13 protein-coding genes and 1 pseudogene are annotated in these 15,457 nt (G+C 71.1%); 5 read left to right on the forward strand and 9 right to left on the reverse strand.

Annotation, left to right across the window (positions count from 1 at the left end; translation table 11 throughout):
- Window positions 1–7: 7 nt before the first annotated feature.
- A complete protein-coding gene (locus SLINC_RS09595) occupies window positions 8–1,366 on the reverse strand; it encodes a glutamine synthetase family protein (RefSeq protein ID WP_067429334.1) in 1,359 nt (452 codons plus the stop codon).
- Window positions 1,367–1,461: 95 nt separating this feature from the next.
- Between SLINC_RS09595 and SLINC_RS09600 the strand changes: the two genes are divergently transcribed.
- On the forward strand, window positions 1,462–2,196 hold the full coding sequence (locus SLINC_RS09600; RefSeq protein WP_067429337.1) for a FadR/GntR family transcriptional regulator: 735 nt from the start codon (window positions 1,462–1,464) through the stop codon (window positions 2,194–2,196).
- 49 nt (window positions 2,197–2,245) lie between these two features.
- On the forward strand, window positions 2,246–2,962 hold the full coding sequence (locus SLINC_RS09605) for a gamma-glutamyl-gamma-aminobutyrate hydrolase family protein (RefSeq protein WP_067429339.1): 717 nt from the start codon (window positions 2,246–2,248) through the stop codon (window positions 2,960–2,962).
- Window positions 2,963–3,057: 95 nt separating this feature from the next.
- Here SLINC_RS09605 and SLINC_RS09610 read toward each other — a convergent pair whose 3' ends face one another.
- Entirely contained in the window at window positions 3,058–4,002 is a 945-nt protein-coding gene (locus SLINC_RS09610) for a LysR family transcriptional regulator (RefSeq protein ID WP_067429341.1), read from the reverse strand.
- A gap of 70 nt (window positions 4,003–4,072) precedes the next feature.
- Here SLINC_RS09610 and SLINC_RS09615 point away from each other — a divergent pair, with 70 nt between their 5' ends.
- Entirely contained in the window at window positions 4,073–5,254 is a 1,182-nt protein-coding gene (locus tag SLINC_RS09615; protein WP_067429343.1) for a TDT family transporter, read from the forward strand.
- Here SLINC_RS09615 and SLINC_RS09620 read toward each other — a convergent pair.
- The 4 genes from SLINC_RS09620 to SLINC_RS09635 all read right to left on the reverse strand — a co-directional run bounded on the left by SLINC_RS09620 (window position 5,166) and on the right by SLINC_RS09635 (window position 10,570).
- Window positions 5,166–5,888, reverse strand: a complete 723-nt coding sequence (locus tag SLINC_RS09620) for a helical backbone metal receptor (protein WP_067429345.1) — start codon at window positions 5,886–5,888, stop codon at window positions 5,166–5,168. The two genes, SLINC_RS09615 and SLINC_RS09620, sit on opposite strands and share 89 nt — an antisense overlap.
- A complete protein-coding gene (locus tag SLINC_RS09625) occupies window positions 5,885–6,454 on the reverse strand; it encodes a helix-turn-helix domain-containing protein (protein WP_067429348.1) in 570 nt (189 codons plus the stop codon). Before SLINC_RS09625 ends, SLINC_RS09620 begins: the two co-directional genes overlap by 4 nt.
- A 413-nt stretch (window positions 6,455–6,867) precedes the next feature.
- The gene (locus SLINC_RS09630) at window positions 6,868–9,480 is read right to left on the reverse strand and encodes an ABC transporter permease/substrate binding protein (protein WP_067429351.1); all 2,613 of its coding nucleotides are present in this window, start codon (window positions 9,478–9,480) and stop codon (window positions 6,868–6,870) included.
- The gene (locus tag SLINC_RS09635) at window positions 9,473–10,570 is read right to left on the reverse strand and encodes a quaternary amine ABC transporter ATP-binding protein (RefSeq protein WP_067429354.1); all 1,098 of its coding nucleotides are present in this window, start codon (window positions 10,568–10,570) and stop codon (window positions 9,473–9,475) included. The genes SLINC_RS09630 and SLINC_RS09635 overlap by 8 nt, the downstream gene beginning before the upstream one ends.
- Before the next feature lie 205 nt (window positions 10,571–10,775).
- Here SLINC_RS09635 and SLINC_RS09640 point away from each other — a divergent pair.
- Both SLINC_RS09640 and SLINC_RS09645 read left to right on the forward strand, forming a co-directional pair.
- Window positions 10,776–11,719, forward strand: a pseudogene (locus SLINC_RS09640) (5'-3' exonuclease).
- A gap of 147 nt (window positions 11,720–11,866) precedes the next feature.
- A complete protein-coding gene (locus SLINC_RS09645; RefSeq protein WP_067429357.1) occupies window positions 11,867–12,715 on the forward strand; it encodes a siderophore-interacting protein in 849 nt (282 codons plus the stop codon).
- 88 nt (window positions 12,716–12,803) lie between these two features.
- Here SLINC_RS09645 and SLINC_RS09650 read toward each other — a convergent pair whose 3' ends face one another.
- From SLINC_RS09650 to SLINC_RS09660, 3 genes are all read right to left on the reverse strand, one after another.
- Complete coding sequence (locus SLINC_RS09650) at window positions 12,804–13,580, reverse strand: ABC transporter permease (protein ID WP_067429360.1); 777 nt, start codon at window positions 13,578–13,580, stop codon at window positions 12,804–12,806.
- Window positions 13,577–14,575, reverse strand: coding sequence for an ATP-binding cassette domain-containing protein (locus tag SLINC_RS09655; protein WP_067429363.1), 999 nt, complete (start codon window positions 14,573–14,575; stop codon window positions 13,577–13,579). The genes SLINC_RS09650 and SLINC_RS09655 overlap by 4 nt, the downstream gene beginning before the upstream one ends.
- 232 nt (window positions 14,576–14,807) lie before the next feature.
- Window positions 14,808–15,401, reverse strand: a complete 594-nt coding sequence (locus tag SLINC_RS09660) for a PadR family transcriptional regulator (protein ID WP_067429366.1) — start codon at window positions 15,399–15,401, stop codon at window positions 14,808–14,810.
- Between the last annotated feature and the right edge of the window lie 56 nt (window positions 15,402–15,457).

A 15,457-nucleotide genomic window follows, 5' to 3' on the forward strand; every position in this document is an offset into this window, starting at 1 on the left:
AGGGACCTCACATGCGTTCGAAGGAGCGGCGGAGCTCCCAGTCGGTCACCGCGGCGTCGAAGGCGTCCAGTTCGACGCGCGCCATGTTGCGGTAGTGGGCGACGACCTCGTCCCCGAAGGCGGCCTGGGCGATCGGGCTGTTCTCCCAGAGCTCGGCGGCCTCGCGCAGAGTGGTCGGGACCTGGGCGTAGTCGGCGGTGTACGCGTTGCCCGGACACGCCTCGGGCAGGTCCAGCTTCTGCTCGATGCCGTACAGTCCGGCGGCCACCAGCCCGGCGACCGCGAGGTGCGGGTTGACGTCACCGCCGGGCAGCCGGTTCTCGAAGCGCAGGGAACGGCCGTGGCCGACCACGCGCAGGGCGCAGGTGCGGTTGTCCTGGCCCCAGGCGACGGCCGTGGGGGCGAAGGAGCCCGGCTGGAACCGCTTGTAGGAGTTGATGTTGGGGGCGTAGAGCAGGGAGAAGTCCCTGAGGGCCGCCAGCTGCCCGGCCAGGAAGTACCGCATCACGTCCGACATCCCGTCCGGCCCGGCCATCGCGTTGTTGCCGGCGGCGTCCGCGAGCGAGAGGTGGATGTGGCAGGAGTTGCCCTCGCGTTCGTTGTACTTGGCCATGAAGGTGATCGAGACGCCCTCCTGGGCGGCGATCTCCTTGGCTCCGGTCTTGTAGATGGCGTGCTGGTCGCAGGTGACCAGGGCCTCGTCGTAGCGGAAGACGATCTCGTGCTGGCCCGGGTTGCACTCGCCCTTGGCGGACTCGACGGTGAGGCCGGCGGCGGCCATGTCGTTGCGGATACGGCGGAGCAGTGGCTCGATACGGCCGGTGCCGAGCACCGAGTAGTCGATGTTGTACTGGTTCGCCGGCGTCAGTCCTTGGTAGCCCGCGTCCCAGGCCTGCTCGTAGGTGTCCTTGAAGACGATGAACTCCAGCTCGGTGCCGACCTGGGCGGTGAAGCCGTGCTCGGCCAGGCGTTCCAGCTGGCGGCGCAGGATCTGGCGGGGGGCGGCGACCACCGGGGAGCCGTCGTTCCAGGCGAGGTCGGCGATCAGCATGGCCGTGCCCGCGTTCCAGGGGACGCGGCGCAGGGTGGACAGGTCCGGGTGCATGGCGAAGTCGCCGTAGCCGCGGTCCCAGGAGGACATCGCGTAGCCGTCGACGGTGTTCATCTCGGTGTCGACGGCGAGGAGGTAGTTGCAGCCCTCGGTGCCGTGCTGGAGGACCTCGTCGAGGAAGAAGCGGGCGGCGAACCGCTTGCCCTGGAGTCGCCCTTGCATGTCGGGGAACGCCAGGACGACAGTGTCGATCTCACCGCCCGCGACGAGGGCGTGCAGCTCCTCGACGCCGAGCGGGGGTGTGCGGTCTGCCACGGGAAAGCTCCTTCGGCTTCTTCGCGCTGTATCGGCCGGGCCGGGAGCCATAAGGTATTGCGGAGAACCATTGCTTGGGAAGGGGGTACGGCCATATGTCGGTGGGCGCTGACGGCGGGCCGGACGACCGGTTGACGCCGGTGCTGCGACCGGTGCGGGCGGGCAACGGTTTCGAGGAGGCCCTGGAGCAGATCCTCCAGGTCGTCCGGCTGGGTCTGGTGCCGGGGGGCGAGCGGCTGCCGGCGGAGCGGGAGCTGGCCGAGCGGCTCGGGATCAGCCGGGTGACGCTGCGCGAGGTCCTCAAGGTGCTCCAGGACCAGGGGCTGGTGGAGTCGCGGCGCGGCCGGTACGGCGGAACGTTCGTCCTGTCCCGCGCGGACGCGGGCGGCGAGGACGAGCTGCGGCGGCGGATCAACGCGGTCGACATCGAGGACGTACTGCGCTTCAGGGAGGTGCTGGAGGTGGGCGCGGCGGGGCTGTGCGCCACGCACGGTCTCTCGGCGGAGCAGGCGGACCGGCTGCGGCAGGCGCTGGCCGCCACGCAGGACGCGCCGCTGTCGGAGTACCGCCGCCTGGACACGCTGCTCCACCTCACGCTCGCCGAGTTGTGCGGGTCGCCGACGCTGACCGCGCAGTACGCGGCGGCCCGGGCCTCGGTGAACGGACTGCTGGACTGCATCCCGCTGCTGGTGCGCAACCTGGAGCACTCGCAGCGCCAGCACACCGCGCTGGTCGAGGCGGTGCTCGACGGCGACGCCGACGGGGCGCGGGAGATGATGCGCGAGCACTGCGCGGGGACGGCGGCCCTTCTCAGGGGCTTCCTGGCGTGATCTCCTTGGAAAGGTATCCGGATGGTCCATTGAGCGGATGGAGGGGCGCATGGGCGGCAGGCCGCTGATCGGTGTCAGTACCTATCTGGAGTCCGGGGCGCGCTGGGGCGTGTGGGAGCTGGAGGCGGCGCTCCTCCCGGCCGGGTATCCGCGCCTGGTGCAGCGGGCCGGCGGGCTGGCCGCCATGCTCCCGCCGGACGCGCCGGAGCACGCGGCCGCGACCGTGGCCCGCCTCGACGGTCTGGTGATCGCGGGCGGTCCGGACGTCGAGCCGGTGCGCTACGGCGCCGAGCGCGACCCGCGCACGGGGCCGCCGGCCCGGGAGCGCGACGCCTGGGAGCTGGCCCTGATCCGGGCGGCACTGGCCGCGGACGTACCGCTGCTCGGTATCTGCCGGGGCATGCAGCTGCTGAACGTCGCCCTCGACGGCACCCTCGTGCAGCACCTCGACGGCCACGCGGAGGTGGTCGGTGTCTTCGGCCACCACCCGGTCAAGCCGGTACCGGGCACCCGCTACGCGCAGGCCGTCCCGGAGGAGACGTCCGTGCCGACCTATCACCACCAGTCGGTGGACCGTCTCGGCACCGGCCTCCTGCCCTCGGCCCACGCGGCGGACGGCACGGTGGAAGCGATCGAACTTCCCGGCGCTTCCTGGGTGTTGGGGGTCCAGTGGCATCCGGAGATGGGCGAGGACGTACGGGTGATGCGGGCGCTGGTCGAGGCGGCGCTGTCAGCCCGTCCGGCGTTTGAGGACGAGGCCCCTTAAGGGCCGATCGGGGGCCCAGGGGGCGGAGCCCCCTGAGGATGGGACGGGTAGGGGCGGGGGCGGCGGGGGCGAAATCCAAGGACCCGCACTTCCACCTACCCCCGCGTCAACGACAGCAGCTCCCGAGCCGGCCCCACCGGCCGATGCCCGGTCGGCCACACCGCCCTCAGGTCCCGCGCCAGGGACACCCCTTCCACCGGCACCCGCACCAGGCGCCGCATGGCGAGTTCCTCCCCCACGGCCAGCTCGCTGAGTACGGCGGGACCGGCTCCGCTGACCGCCGCCGCCTTCACCGCCGTGGTGGAGGAGAGCTCGATGAGCGGCCGGGCCAGGCCGCCCAGCGCGGCGTCGAGGACCTGCCGGGTCCCCGAGCCCTTCTCGCGGAGGATCAGGGGGGTCGCCGCCAGTTCCGACGCCTCCAGCGGACGGCCGCGGCGGGCCCAGGGGTGCCGGGGCGCGGTCACCACGATGAGGCGGTCGTGGGCGATGACGACGGAGTCCAGTGCCGTCGGGACGTTGAGCCCCTCCACGAACCCGAGGTCGGCCTCGCCGGCCAGCAGCCGTTCGGCCACGGCCGTGGAGTTGCCCGCGAGCAGGGAGACCGCGGTGTCCGGCCGCTGGGCACGCAGGGCGAGCAGCCAGCCCGGCAGCAGGTACTCGGCGATCGTCATGCTCGCCGCCACCCGCAGCCGGGAGTCCCGTCGGTCGCGCAGCGCCTGCGCCCCCGCGTCGAAGGCCTCCGCCGCCTCGACGATCCGCCGCGCCCAGTCGGTGACCAGGGCACCGGCGTCGGTGAGCCGGGAGCCGCGCGGCGACCGGTCGACCAGCGCCACCCCCAGCTGGCGTTCCATGGAGCGGATCCGGCTGCTGGCCGCGGGCTGCGTGATGCCCATCTCGCGCGCCGCCCCGCCCAGACTCCCGAGCCGGGCCACCGCCAGCAGCAGCTCCAGCGCCCCGAGGTCGGGCACCCGGTGCGCCAGCAGGCCACCGCCCGCGGACGTCCGGGAACCGTTCTGATCCTGCCCCTCCACGCCGCTCATAAAGACAGCTTATGCCCTCATAGAGTCATACTCCCTGGTAGGGGCTCTCCGTGGACGAGACGGTGGACACATGCTCACCGCAGCCCGTCCGGCCCGCCCCCTCCCCCGTGCCACCGCACACCTCCCGCGCGCCCGGACCGTCCGTCACCTCGGACCGAACTGGTACGCCACCGTCATGGGCACCGCGATCGTCGCCACCGCCGGCGCCGCGCTCCCGGTGCGCCTGCCCGGCCTGCGCACCGCGTGCGCAGCCGTCTGGGCGCTCTCCCTGCTCCTGCTGCTCGCGCTGCTCGGCGCCCGGGCCCTGCACTGGCGGCACCACCGCGACCAGGCCCGCGCCCACCTCCTCGACCCGGCCGTCGCCCCTTTCTACGGCTGTCTGGCGATGGCCCTGCTCGCGGTCGGCGGCGGCGCCGTCACCGTCGGCGCGGACTGGATCGGCACGGGGGCGGCCGTCGCGCTCGACGCCGTGCTGTTCGGCGCCGGGACGGCCGTGGGACTCACGGCCGCCGTGGCCGTGCCGTACCTGATGGCCGTACGCCATCGGATCGAGCCCGGGCAGGCGTCACCGGTGTGGCTGCTGCCGGTCGTCGCGCCGATGGTGTCGGCGGCGCTCGGGCCGCTGCTGGTGCCGCATCTGCCGCCCGGGCAGCCGCGGGAGACCCTGCTGCTGGCCTGTTTCGCGATGTTCGGGCTGAGTCTGCTCGCCACCCTGGTCATGCTGCCGATGGTCTTCGCCCGGCTGCTCACCGCCGGACCGCTGCCCCTCGCGCTGACGCCGACGCTGTTCCTGGTGCTGGGCCCGCTCGGGCAGTCGACCACCGCCGTCGGCAAGTTCGCGGAGGTGGCGCCCGGGGTGGTGGCGGCTCCCTACAGCCGGGGCTTCGACGTTCTCGCGGTCCTGTACGGCGTCCCCGTGATGGGCTTCGCGCTGCTGTGGTTCGGTCTCGCCACCGCCCATGTCGTACGGGCCCGACGGCACGGCATGCGCTTCGCGATGACCTGGTGGGCGTTCACCTTCCCGGTCGGCACCTGTGTCACCGGCGCCGAGGCGCTGGCCCGGCACACCGGGCTGCTCGCCTACGACTGGATCGCGGTCGGGCTGTACGTCGTGCTCGTCGCCGCCTGGGCCACCGCCGCCGTGCACACCGCGCGCGGCCTGGTCAGCGGCGAGCTGCTCGCAGCGCCTCGTCCAGCATCCGGGGCGCCTCGGCCAGCGACGGGCCGTACCACGTCAGAAGCCGGCCGCTGACCAGCGCGCAGGGCAGGTCGCCGAACGCCTCGGGGCCGTCGTCGGCGGCGAAGCGGTAGGGCTCGTCCGGCAGCACCACGAGGTCGGGGCGGGCCGCCCGGAGCTCCTCTACCGGGATCCGGGGATAGCGCTCGGCATGCTCGGCGTACACGTGATCGACGCCCAGCCGGGCCAGCACGTCCCCGGCGAAGGTGTCGCGCCCGAGCACCATCCAGGGCCGCCGCCAGATCGGTACGACGGCCGTGCGTCGCGGGCCGGTCCCGGGAACCCGGTCCGTCCAGGCCGCCTCCGCCTCGTCCAGCCACCTCGGCCGGGTGGCCGCGCCGCACGCCCGCAGCACCCGTGCCAGCTCCCGGAAGGCCTGCGGGACGTCCCGCACCTCGGTGACCAGCACCTCGATCCCGGCCGCGCGCAGGGCGTCGAGATCCGGCCGCCGGTTCTCCTCCTCGTTGGCGATCACCAGGTCGGGGGCGAGGGCTGCGATCCGGTCGGTCGCGGGGTTCTTGGTGCCGCCGATCCGGGTGACGGCGAGGTCCGCCGGGTGGGAGCACCAGTCCGTCGCGCCGACCAGGGCCCCGGGGAGCGTCGCGGCCACCGCCTCCGTCAGCGACGGGACCAGCGAGACGATCCTCACCGGCGTGGCCGGTCCTGGACCGCCTCGATGTGCTCGGCCACCGCGACGACGACCACCCGGGTGTCCGACACGGTCGCCCGCCAGCGGTGCCGCACACCGCCGGTGAGGTACAGGGTGTCCCCGCGTCCGAGGCGGTAGGCGCGGCCCTCGGCCTCGATCTCCACCGCGCCGTCGGCGACGTACATCAACTGGTCGTTGCGGTACTGGAACTCACGGCCCGCGTCGTGGTCCCCGGTGAACTCCGAGGCGTGCATCTGGTGGTGACCGCGCACCAGGGAGCGCACCTGGGGCGCGTACTCCGGATCGGCCTGCTCCGCGCGGACGACGTCGACGCTGCACGCCGGATCGGCGGCCGCGAGGAGTTCGACGGCGGTGGTGCGCAGGGCGTCGGCGACCTTCTCCAGGGAGCCGGTGCTGGGCCGGGCCCGGTCGTTCTCGATCTGGCTCAGGAAGGGCACCGACAGACCGCTGCGTTCGGCCACGACGGCGAGGGTGAGCTCCAGTGCCCGACGCCGACGGCGTACGGCGGCGCCCACCCGGAGGGGCTGTTCTTTGTGGTCGCCCATCGCTCCGGCTCCCTCCTCAGCTCGTCGGTCCGCGGTCTGTCGCGTCACGGTGCGGGTGCACCGCTTCTGTTGAGTTGTCTGCACCCTACGCAGGTTCGGCAAACCGTTTCACGTGCCCGCCGCATCCCTGTCACACGGCGTGCGACCGGACCTCCCGGTTCTCGCCAGTGTTTCGGACCCCGTACGCCCCGGTGAGGGCCCCGGCCGTCGGCTCAGGGCGCGATCTCGGGCTCCCGGCCGCCGAAGTGACCCCGTCGGTGCCGAAGTTCGGGCGAGGGGATAGCCCTCCGTGGTTGGCCGGATCCCTTCCGTGGGTGCGGGGCGTGTCCCGGCATGACCCGAGGGGCGGGCCGCACCACACGCTGTCAGGACGCGTGGGGAGGCCCGCCCCTCGGGAGGCGGTGGTGCGGCCGCTACCGCGGTGTCATGCGGTCGACCATGCCCGGGTGCTCGGTGAGCCAGGCGGCGACCGCCTGCTCCTCGTGGCCCTGGCCGCGCTTGTTGATCTCGGCCTCCAGGCTGCCGAGCTCCTCCTCGCTCATCCGGAACCCCTTGATCCACTTGGTGAGCTGCGGATACTGCGCGGGGAACTTCTCGTTCGCGATGGTCCGGATCGTGTTGCCCTCGCCGAAGAGCTTCTTGCCGTCCTTCAGCTTGGTCAGGTCGTACTGGCTGTACGCCCAGTGCGGGGACCACAGGACGACGGCGACCGGCTGCTTCTTGGCGTAGGCGCGCTTGAGCTCGGCCAGCATCGCCGGCGTGGAGCCGTCGACGACGTCGTACTCCTTGTCGAGGCCGTAGCCGGGCAGGACCTTCGTCTTGAGGAGGTTCATCTCACCGGTGCCCGGTTCGATACCGATGATCTTCCCGTCGAAGAGGTCGGCCTTGCCCTTGAGGTCCTCGTAGGACTTCACGCCCTTGACGTAGGAGGGCACGGCGACCTCCAGGGAGGTCGGTTCGTACCAGGTGCCGAGATCGGCGAGTCTGTCCTTGTTCTTGTCCCAGTAGTTGGCCTGCGCGTAGGGCAGCCAGGCGTCGAAGTTGAGATCGAGGTCGCCGGAGGCGAGACCGGTGTAGACCGGGCCCACGTCCATCTGCTTGAGGTTCAGCTTGTAGCCGCGCTTCTCCAGGACGTTCTTCCAGAGATACGTGACGGCGATGTCCTCGTCCCAGGGGAACCAGGCCACGTCGACGGGCCGCTTCGCCTCGGCGGGCACGGCGGGGTTCTCGACCGGGGCCAGCTTGTCGACCAGGCCCGGGTTGTCCTTCAGCCAGGTACGGACGGCTTCCTGCTGCTTGCCCTTGCCCGCCTTGTTGATCGCGGACTCCAGGCCGGTGAGCTGCTTCTCGTCCAGCTTGAAGTTCTTCAGCCACCGGGCGACGACCGGATTCTCGGCCGCGAAGCCCTTGCGGGCGACCGTGTGCACGCCGTCGCCCTTGCCCCAGGCTCCCTCGGGGTCCTTGAGCTTCTTCAGGTCGTAGTCGCTGTACGCCCAGTGCGGCGACCAGAGCGTGACGACGATCGGGGCCTTCTTGGCGTAGGCGCGCTTGAGCTCGGCCAGCATCGCCGGCGTGGAGCTGTCGACGACCTTGTACTCCTTGTCGAGGCCGTACTCCTCGAGCACCTTGCTCTTGAGCAGGGACATCATTCCGGCGCTGGGCTCGATGCCGGTGATCTTCCCGCCGAAGGTGGCGGCCCTGCCCTTGAGGTCCGCCAGGGAGTCGATGCCCTTCATGTACGAGGGCACGCTCAGCTCCAGGGAGGTGGGGCCGTACCAGGATCCGAGGTCGTCGAGCTTGCTGCCGTACTGCTTCCAGTACTGCTCGTGGGTGGTCGGCAGCCAGGCGTCGGTCTGGAAGTCGACGCTGCCCGAGGCCAGGGAGGTGTAGAGCGGTCCGGCCTCGAACTGCTTGGCCTCGACCTGGTAGCCCCGCTCCTCCAGCACTTCCTTCCAGAGGAAGGTGGAGGCCACGCCCTCGTCCCAGGGGATGTAGCCGATGGTGACCTTCTTGCCCTGGCCGACGTCGTTGCCGCCGGCCACGGGGGCGGTGGAGCCGCCGTTGCCGCCGAAGACGCCCATGCCGCCCGCCACGAGGGCGAGGACCACCACGCCGATGACGGCGATCTGCGGCCGGGGGCGGTACGACCAGATCCTGAGCCCCGTGGCGGCGCGCGCCTTGGCGGCGGCGCGGCGGCCCAGCGGGGAGACCTGGGTGCCCAGGGAGCTGGTCATGCGGTCCAGGTAGATCGCGAGGATCACGATGGCGACACCGGCCTCGGAGCCGAGACCGACGTCGAGCTGGCCGATGGCCTCGTTGACGCGGCCGCCGAGGCCGCCGGTGCCGACCATGCCGGCGATCGCCGCCATGGACAGGCCCAGCATGATGACCTGGTTCACGCCGGCCATGACGGTGGGCAGGGCGAGCGGCAGCTGGACGCGCAGCAGGGTGTCGCGCGGGGTGGTGCCGAACGCCTCGGCCGCCTCGACCAGTTCCTTGTCGACCTGGCGGATGCCCAGCTCGGTCATGCGCACGCCCGGAGGGAGCGCGAAGATCAGGGTGGCGACGATGCCCGCGGAGGCGCCGCTGCCGAAGAACAGGATCGCCGGGATGAGGTAGACCATCGCGGGCAGCGTCTGCATGAAGTCCAGGACCGGGCGGACGATGCCGCTGACCCGGTTCGAGCGTGCCGCCCAGATGCCCACCGGCACGGAGATCACCAGCGCGATGATGGTGGCGACGAGGACGAGCGACAGGGTCACCATCGCGTCCTCCCACAGTTCGAGGGAGTCGATGAAGGCGAATCCCACGAAGGTGAGCAGCCCCGCCGCCGTGCCGCGCAGCCAGAAGGCGACGACGGCGAAGATCCCGGCGAGCAGCAGGGGTTCGGGCGCCTGGAGGACGGCGTCGATGCCGTCGAAGGTGCCCGTGAAGACGGACTTCAGGAAGTCGAAGAGCCAGGTCAGATTGGTGAGCAACCAGTCGACGGTGTCGTTGACCCAGTCGCCGAGCGGAATCCTAGGCACGGGCCACCGCCTTGTCGCCACCCTTGTCGCGCTTGTCCCGCGGGGAGTCGCAGGCCGCGGGGTCCGCCGCCTCGTCACCGAGGAGAGCGACCAGGCGCTGCCTGGGGACCACCCCGACCAGCTCGCGCCCGGTGTCGAGCACCGCCACGGGGTGCGTCAACCGGGCGCTGATCGCGCAGAGTTCGACGAACGGCGTGTCGGGCGTCGCGGTCTCGCAGCCGCAGTCGGCCTCGTCGCCGCGGACGTCGGTGTCCATGACGGCGGAGGCGGTCAGGACGCGGGAGCGGTCGACGTCCTGGATGAAGGAGGCCACGTAGTCGTCGGCCGGCCGGACCAGGATGTCCTCGGCGGTGCCGTTCTGGACGATGCGTCCGTCGCGCATGACGGCGATCCGGTCGCCCAGGCGCATGGCCTCGTTGAGGTCGTGGGTGATGAACACGATGGTCTTCTTCAGGGTCTTCTGGAGATCCAGGAGCTGGTCCTGCATGTCGCGGCGGATCAGCGGGTCGAGCGCGCTGAACGACTCGTCCATGAGCAGCAGGTCGGCGTCGGTGGCCAGGGCGCGGGCCAGCCCGACGCGCTGCTGCATACCGCCGGACAGCTCGTCCGGCCAGGACTTCTCCCACCCGGCGAGACCGCACAGGGCGAGCGCCTCGGCGGCGCGCTTCTCGCGCTCGGGGCGGGACACTCCCTGGACGGCGAGGCCGTAGGCGGCGTTCTCCAGGACACTGCGGTGCGGGAAGAGCGCGAAGTGCTGGAAGACCATGCTGATCTTCCGGGCGCGGACCGCGCGCAGGTCGCGGTCGGTGAGCGCGGTCAGGTCCTGGCCGTCGAAGCGGACGTGCCCGGCGGTCGGTTCCAGGAGGCCGTTGAGCATGCGCAGCAGCGTGGACTTGCCGGAGCCGGACAGGCCCATGACGACGAAGATATGACCCGGTTCCACGGTGAAGGAGGCGTCGATCACGGCGGCGGTGGTGCCGTCGGCGCGCAGTTCCTCCCGGTCGGCGCCGGCGCGCAGCCGTTCGACCGCCTCGTCCGGTCGTCTGCCGAACACCTTGTAGAGCCCTTCGGCCTCAAGTCTGGATGACACGCGTACCTTCTCGTCTGGGCGGCAGGAACGGAGACGAGCCGCCGCGGACAGTTGAAGTTGAATACGCAACCGGCATCGCTCCGGGGCGGCGCCTGCCCGGACCCGGGTGGCTCAAACACATGCGTGGCCCAGTTCACAGTGTTCACAGTGCGCGCACGTCTGTTCCGGCATCTGCCAACGGGGTTACCATCGGCGGCCTTTGTCGGTGGCGTACGGCATGATGCGAGCGTGACCGGACGACTGATGCTCCTCGACACCGCCTCCCTCTACTTCCGCGCCTATTTCGGCGTACCGGAGTCCGTGAAGGCCCCGGACGGCACGCCGGTGAACGCCGTGCGCGGCCTGCTGGAGTTCATCGACCGCCTGGTCAAGGACCATCGGCCCACCCATCTGGTGGCCTGCATGGACGCCGACTGGCGCCCGCAGTGGCGGGTCGACCTGATCCCCTCCTACAAGGCGCACCGGGTCGCCGAGGAGCACGAGGCGGGTCCGGACGAGGAGCAGGTGCCGGACACCCTCTCCCCGCAGGTGCCGGTGATCGAGGCCGTCCTCGACGCGCTCGGCATCGCGCGCGTGGGCGTCGCGGGATACGAGGCGGACGACGTGATCGGCACGTTCACCGCGCGGGCCAAGAGTCCGGTCGACATCGTCACCGGCGACCGCGACCTGTACCAGCTGGTGGACGACGCGCGCGGGGTGCGGGTGCTGTACCCGCTCAAGGGCGTCGGCACCCTCCAGCTGACGGACGAGGCGTGGCTGCGCGAGAAGTATGGGGTGGACGGGCGCGGGTACGCGGATCTCGCGCTGCTGCGCGGCGATCCGAGCGACGGCCTGCCGGGCGTGCCCGGCATCGGCGAGAAGACGGCCGCCAAGCTGCTCGCCGAGTTCGGGGACCTGGCCGGCATCATGGCGGCGGTCGACGACCCGAAGGCGAAGCTCACACCCTCGCAGCGCAAGCGCCTGGACGAGTCCCGGCCGTACGTGGAGGTGGCGCCGAAGGTCGTCAAGGTCGCCGACGACGTCCCGCTGCCGGACGTGGAGACGCTGCTGCCGCGCACCCCGCGCGATTCGGCCGCGCTGGACGCGCTGGCCTCCCACTGGGGACTGGGTGGATCATTGCAGCGACTACTGGCAACCCTCGTGGTGTGAGCGTCGTTCTCGTTCCGATGAGCGGGACTGCCGAAGGGTGCGTACGGACTTCACCACAAGAGGTTCAAGACTTCTCATACAGGGGGCATTCACCGGGGGGAGATGCTAACTTAGGTAAGCCTAACCATATGGATCAGGGAGACCGCCATGGCAGAACGACCGGCACGCACGCCGCGGAAACCCCACACCGCGCAGGTCATCCGCACCGAACGGCTGACTCCCCACATGCAGCGCGTGATCCTCGGCGGTGACAGCCTGGCCGAGTTCTCCACGGGCGCCTGTACCGATCACTATGTGAAGCTGCTCTTCCCGCCGGCCGAGGGCGTGACCTACCCGGAGCCCTTCGACATGGAGCGGATCCGCGAGGAACTGCCGCGCGACCAGTGGCCGGTGACCCGGACGTACACCGTGCGCTACTGGGACGCCGAACACCGCGAGCTGACCCTGGACTTCGTGATCCACGGCGACGAGGGCCTCGCCGGCCCCTGGGCGATGCGCGTCCAGCCCGGGGAGACCGTGCGCTTCATGGGCCCCGGCGGCGCCTACGCCCCCGACGCGGACGCCGACTGGCACCTGCTCGTCGGGGACGAGAGCGCGCTGCCCGCGATCGCCCGGTCCCTGGAGGGACTGCCGGCCGGTGCCCGGGCCCACGCGTTCATCGAGGTCTCCGGTCCGGAGGAGGAGCAGAAGATCGACTCCGACGTGGAGGTGGTCTGGCTGCACCGCGGCGACCGGCCCGTCGGCGAGGCGCTGACCGAGGCGGTCCGCGCGCTGGACTTCCCCGAGGGCCGGGTGCACGCGTTCGTGCACGGCGAGGCGCACTTCGTGAAGGAGCTGCGCCGGCTGCTCCGGGTGGAGCGCGGTCTCGCCCGCGAGGACCTGTCGATCTCCGGCTACTGGCGGCTCGGCCACGACGAGGACGGCTGGCAGGCCTCCAAGCGCGACTGGAACGCCCGCATCGAGGCGGAGCAGGAGGACGCGCCGGCGCCCTCCTGACACCTGGACCTGCCTGGACCCCGTCGCGGGGCAGGCGGGAATGTGACGACAGTGACGACAGGGCCCGGCTCAGACAACAGGGCCCGGCTCAGACGGACCGCTGGTAGGAGCGGAAGGTGCGGATCGACAGCCACACCGCCGCCACCGCCAGCGCGAGCAGTGCTCCCCCGCGCCAGAGCACGGCGCCCCGGTCCGGATCCCCCGCCAGCGCCGAACGCCCCGCCACCATCGCCCAGTCGAGCGGGTTGAAGTCGGCGATGTGCCGCATCCAGGACGGCATCTGCGAGGGCGCCATGAAGGCACTGGAGAGGAAGGTCAGCGGCAGCAGCAGGAAGGTGTTGATGCCGATGATCGACTCCCGCTCACGCACCAGCATCCCCAGCGCGTTGGACAGCGCGCCGAAGACCGTGCCGAGCAGCACCGCGGCGAGGACCAGGACGGCGATCCCTCCGATCCCGCCCGGGTAGTCGGCCCCGCCCAGCAGCCCGAGCAGCACGATGATCACCGACTGAAGGGCCGTGACCAGGCCGTTGTTGACGACGTTGCCGTTCATCAGCGCGGCCCGGCTGACCGGGGTGATCAGGAAGCGGTCGATCGTGCCGCGCTGGATCTCGTCCAACGTGGTCATCCCCGCCCACATGTTGGCGCTGAGGGCGCTCATCACGACCACACCCGGGACCAGGTAGTCCAGGTACGAGGTGGTGCCGAAGCCGCCCAGCTCGACGACCTCCTTGAAGAGGTTCCCGAACAGGAACAGCCAGATCACCGGCTGGATCAGCATGATGATCGCGTACGCGGGCTGGCGTACGAAGACCATGAGTTGACGTTGCGTCATGTACCAGGTCTGGGAGACGGCGCCGCTCATCGGGCACCTCCCACCAGGGCCGGGCCGTCGGCCTCGGAGTAACGGCGGCCGGCGTAACGGAGGTAGACGTCGTCGAGGGAGGGGCGGGCGACGGTCGCGGTGGCGACACCGACGCCGGCCCGCTCCAGAGCAGCCAGCAACGCGGGCACCGAGGCGGCGCCGTCGTCGGAGCGGACGCTGATCCGGGCGCCGTCCACCAGGGCCTCGTGCACACCCGGAAGGGCACGCAGGGCGCCGGTCAGCAGCGTGCGTCCGGCGTCGCCGACCGCCTGGCGCAGCTCCATATGGACGGCGTCACCGCGGAGTTCGCCCTTCAGCGCGTCGGGGGTGCCCGCGACGACGACCCGGCCGCGGTCGACGATGGCGACGCGCTCGGCGAGCCGGTCGGCCTCTTCGAGGTAGTGCGTGGTGAGCAGGATGGTCAGACCCTCCTCGCCGGCGAGGCGGCCGATCTCCTCCCACATCGCGCTACGGGCCTGCGGGTCCAGGCCGGTGGTGGGCTCGTCGAGGAAGAGCACCTCGGGCCGGTGCACCAGACCGAGGGCGACGTCGAGGCGGCGCCGCATTCCGCCGGAGTACCCCTTGACCGGGCGCTCGGCGGCCTCGGTGAGCGTGAAGCGCTCCAGCAGCTCGTCGACGCGGCGGCCGAGGGCGGCGCCCGTCACACCGTAGAGCCTGCCCTGGAGGCGGAGGTTCTCGCGGCCGGTGGCGGCCGGGTCGGCGCCGGAGTGCTGGGCGACCACGCCGATCGCGCGCCGCACCCGGTCCGGGTGGCGCAGCACGTCGTGACCGGCCACGGTGGCCTCGCCCGAGTCGGGGCGGGCCAGGGTGGTGAGGATCTTGACGGTGGTGGACTTCCCGGCGCCGTTGGGGCCGAGCAGCCCGAACACCGTGCCGGGCTCGACGGTGAGGTCCATGCCGTTCAGGGCGGTGACGTCACCGGGGTAGGTCTTGATCAGATGGCGCGCCTCGATCGCGGGCGCAGGAATGTTCATGGCAGGTGCTCTCCTGAGTGAGCGGACGACGACTGATCCGCTGGAGGAGCACCGGGCTATTCTGGGTGTGCCGCACCTCGATCGCCTGGATGTGCCTCACGGCGGATTCAGCTCGGGGTTCGAGGTCCCGGCACCGCTGCTGCAACAGCCGTGCCGGGGCCTGTTCTTGTTCAGGTCACGACTTCTTGTGCAGGTCACGACTTCTTGTGCAGGTCACGACTTCTTGTGCAGGTCACGGCACGTGGTACGCCTTCCACTCCTCGATTCCGGGCAGTGTGCCCTCGCGGACCTCGGCGAGGAAACCGCGGACCCACTCCGCCTCCGCCTCGACCATGTGGAGTGCGTACTCGCTCTCCACCAGGAAGAGACGGGGCAGCGTCTCGTACAGCTTCTCCAGTGCTCCTCGCTCGCTCGCCGCCTGTACGTCGAGGACCTTGAGCCGTTCCTCCAGCAACCGCGCCACGTCGTCCGGGGGCAGCACCGCGAGCAGCGAGAGCGCGGTCTCGAAGACCGGGAACTCCTTGGCCGGGAAGGCGACCAGGTCCGACATCCACTCGGTGGTCTCCTGCCGACCGTCCGCGGTGATGCCGTAGACCGTCCGCTCGGGGCGGTTGCCCTGTCGTTCCACGTCGGTGACCTCGACGAAGCCGTGCTTCTCCAGGTTCTGCACGACCGTGTAGAGCGAGCCGTAGTTGATCTTCGTGCTGGAGTCCTTGCCCTGGCGGCGCAGGGTCTGGGCGATCTCGTAGGGATGCATCGGCTTCTGCCACAGCATCGCCAGCACGGCGAGTGCCAGGGGGTTGCGGAGCTTGCGACGACGCTGCATTCTCACCTCGCATTCACCTCGCATCAGAATATCCGTGGCCGAACATATCGCGATCT

Source organism: Streptomyces lincolnensis (assembly GCF_001685355.1).
GTDB classification, from domain to species: domain Bacteria; phylum Actinomycetota; class Actinomycetes; order Streptomycetales; family Streptomycetaceae; genus Streptomyces; species Streptomyces lincolnensis.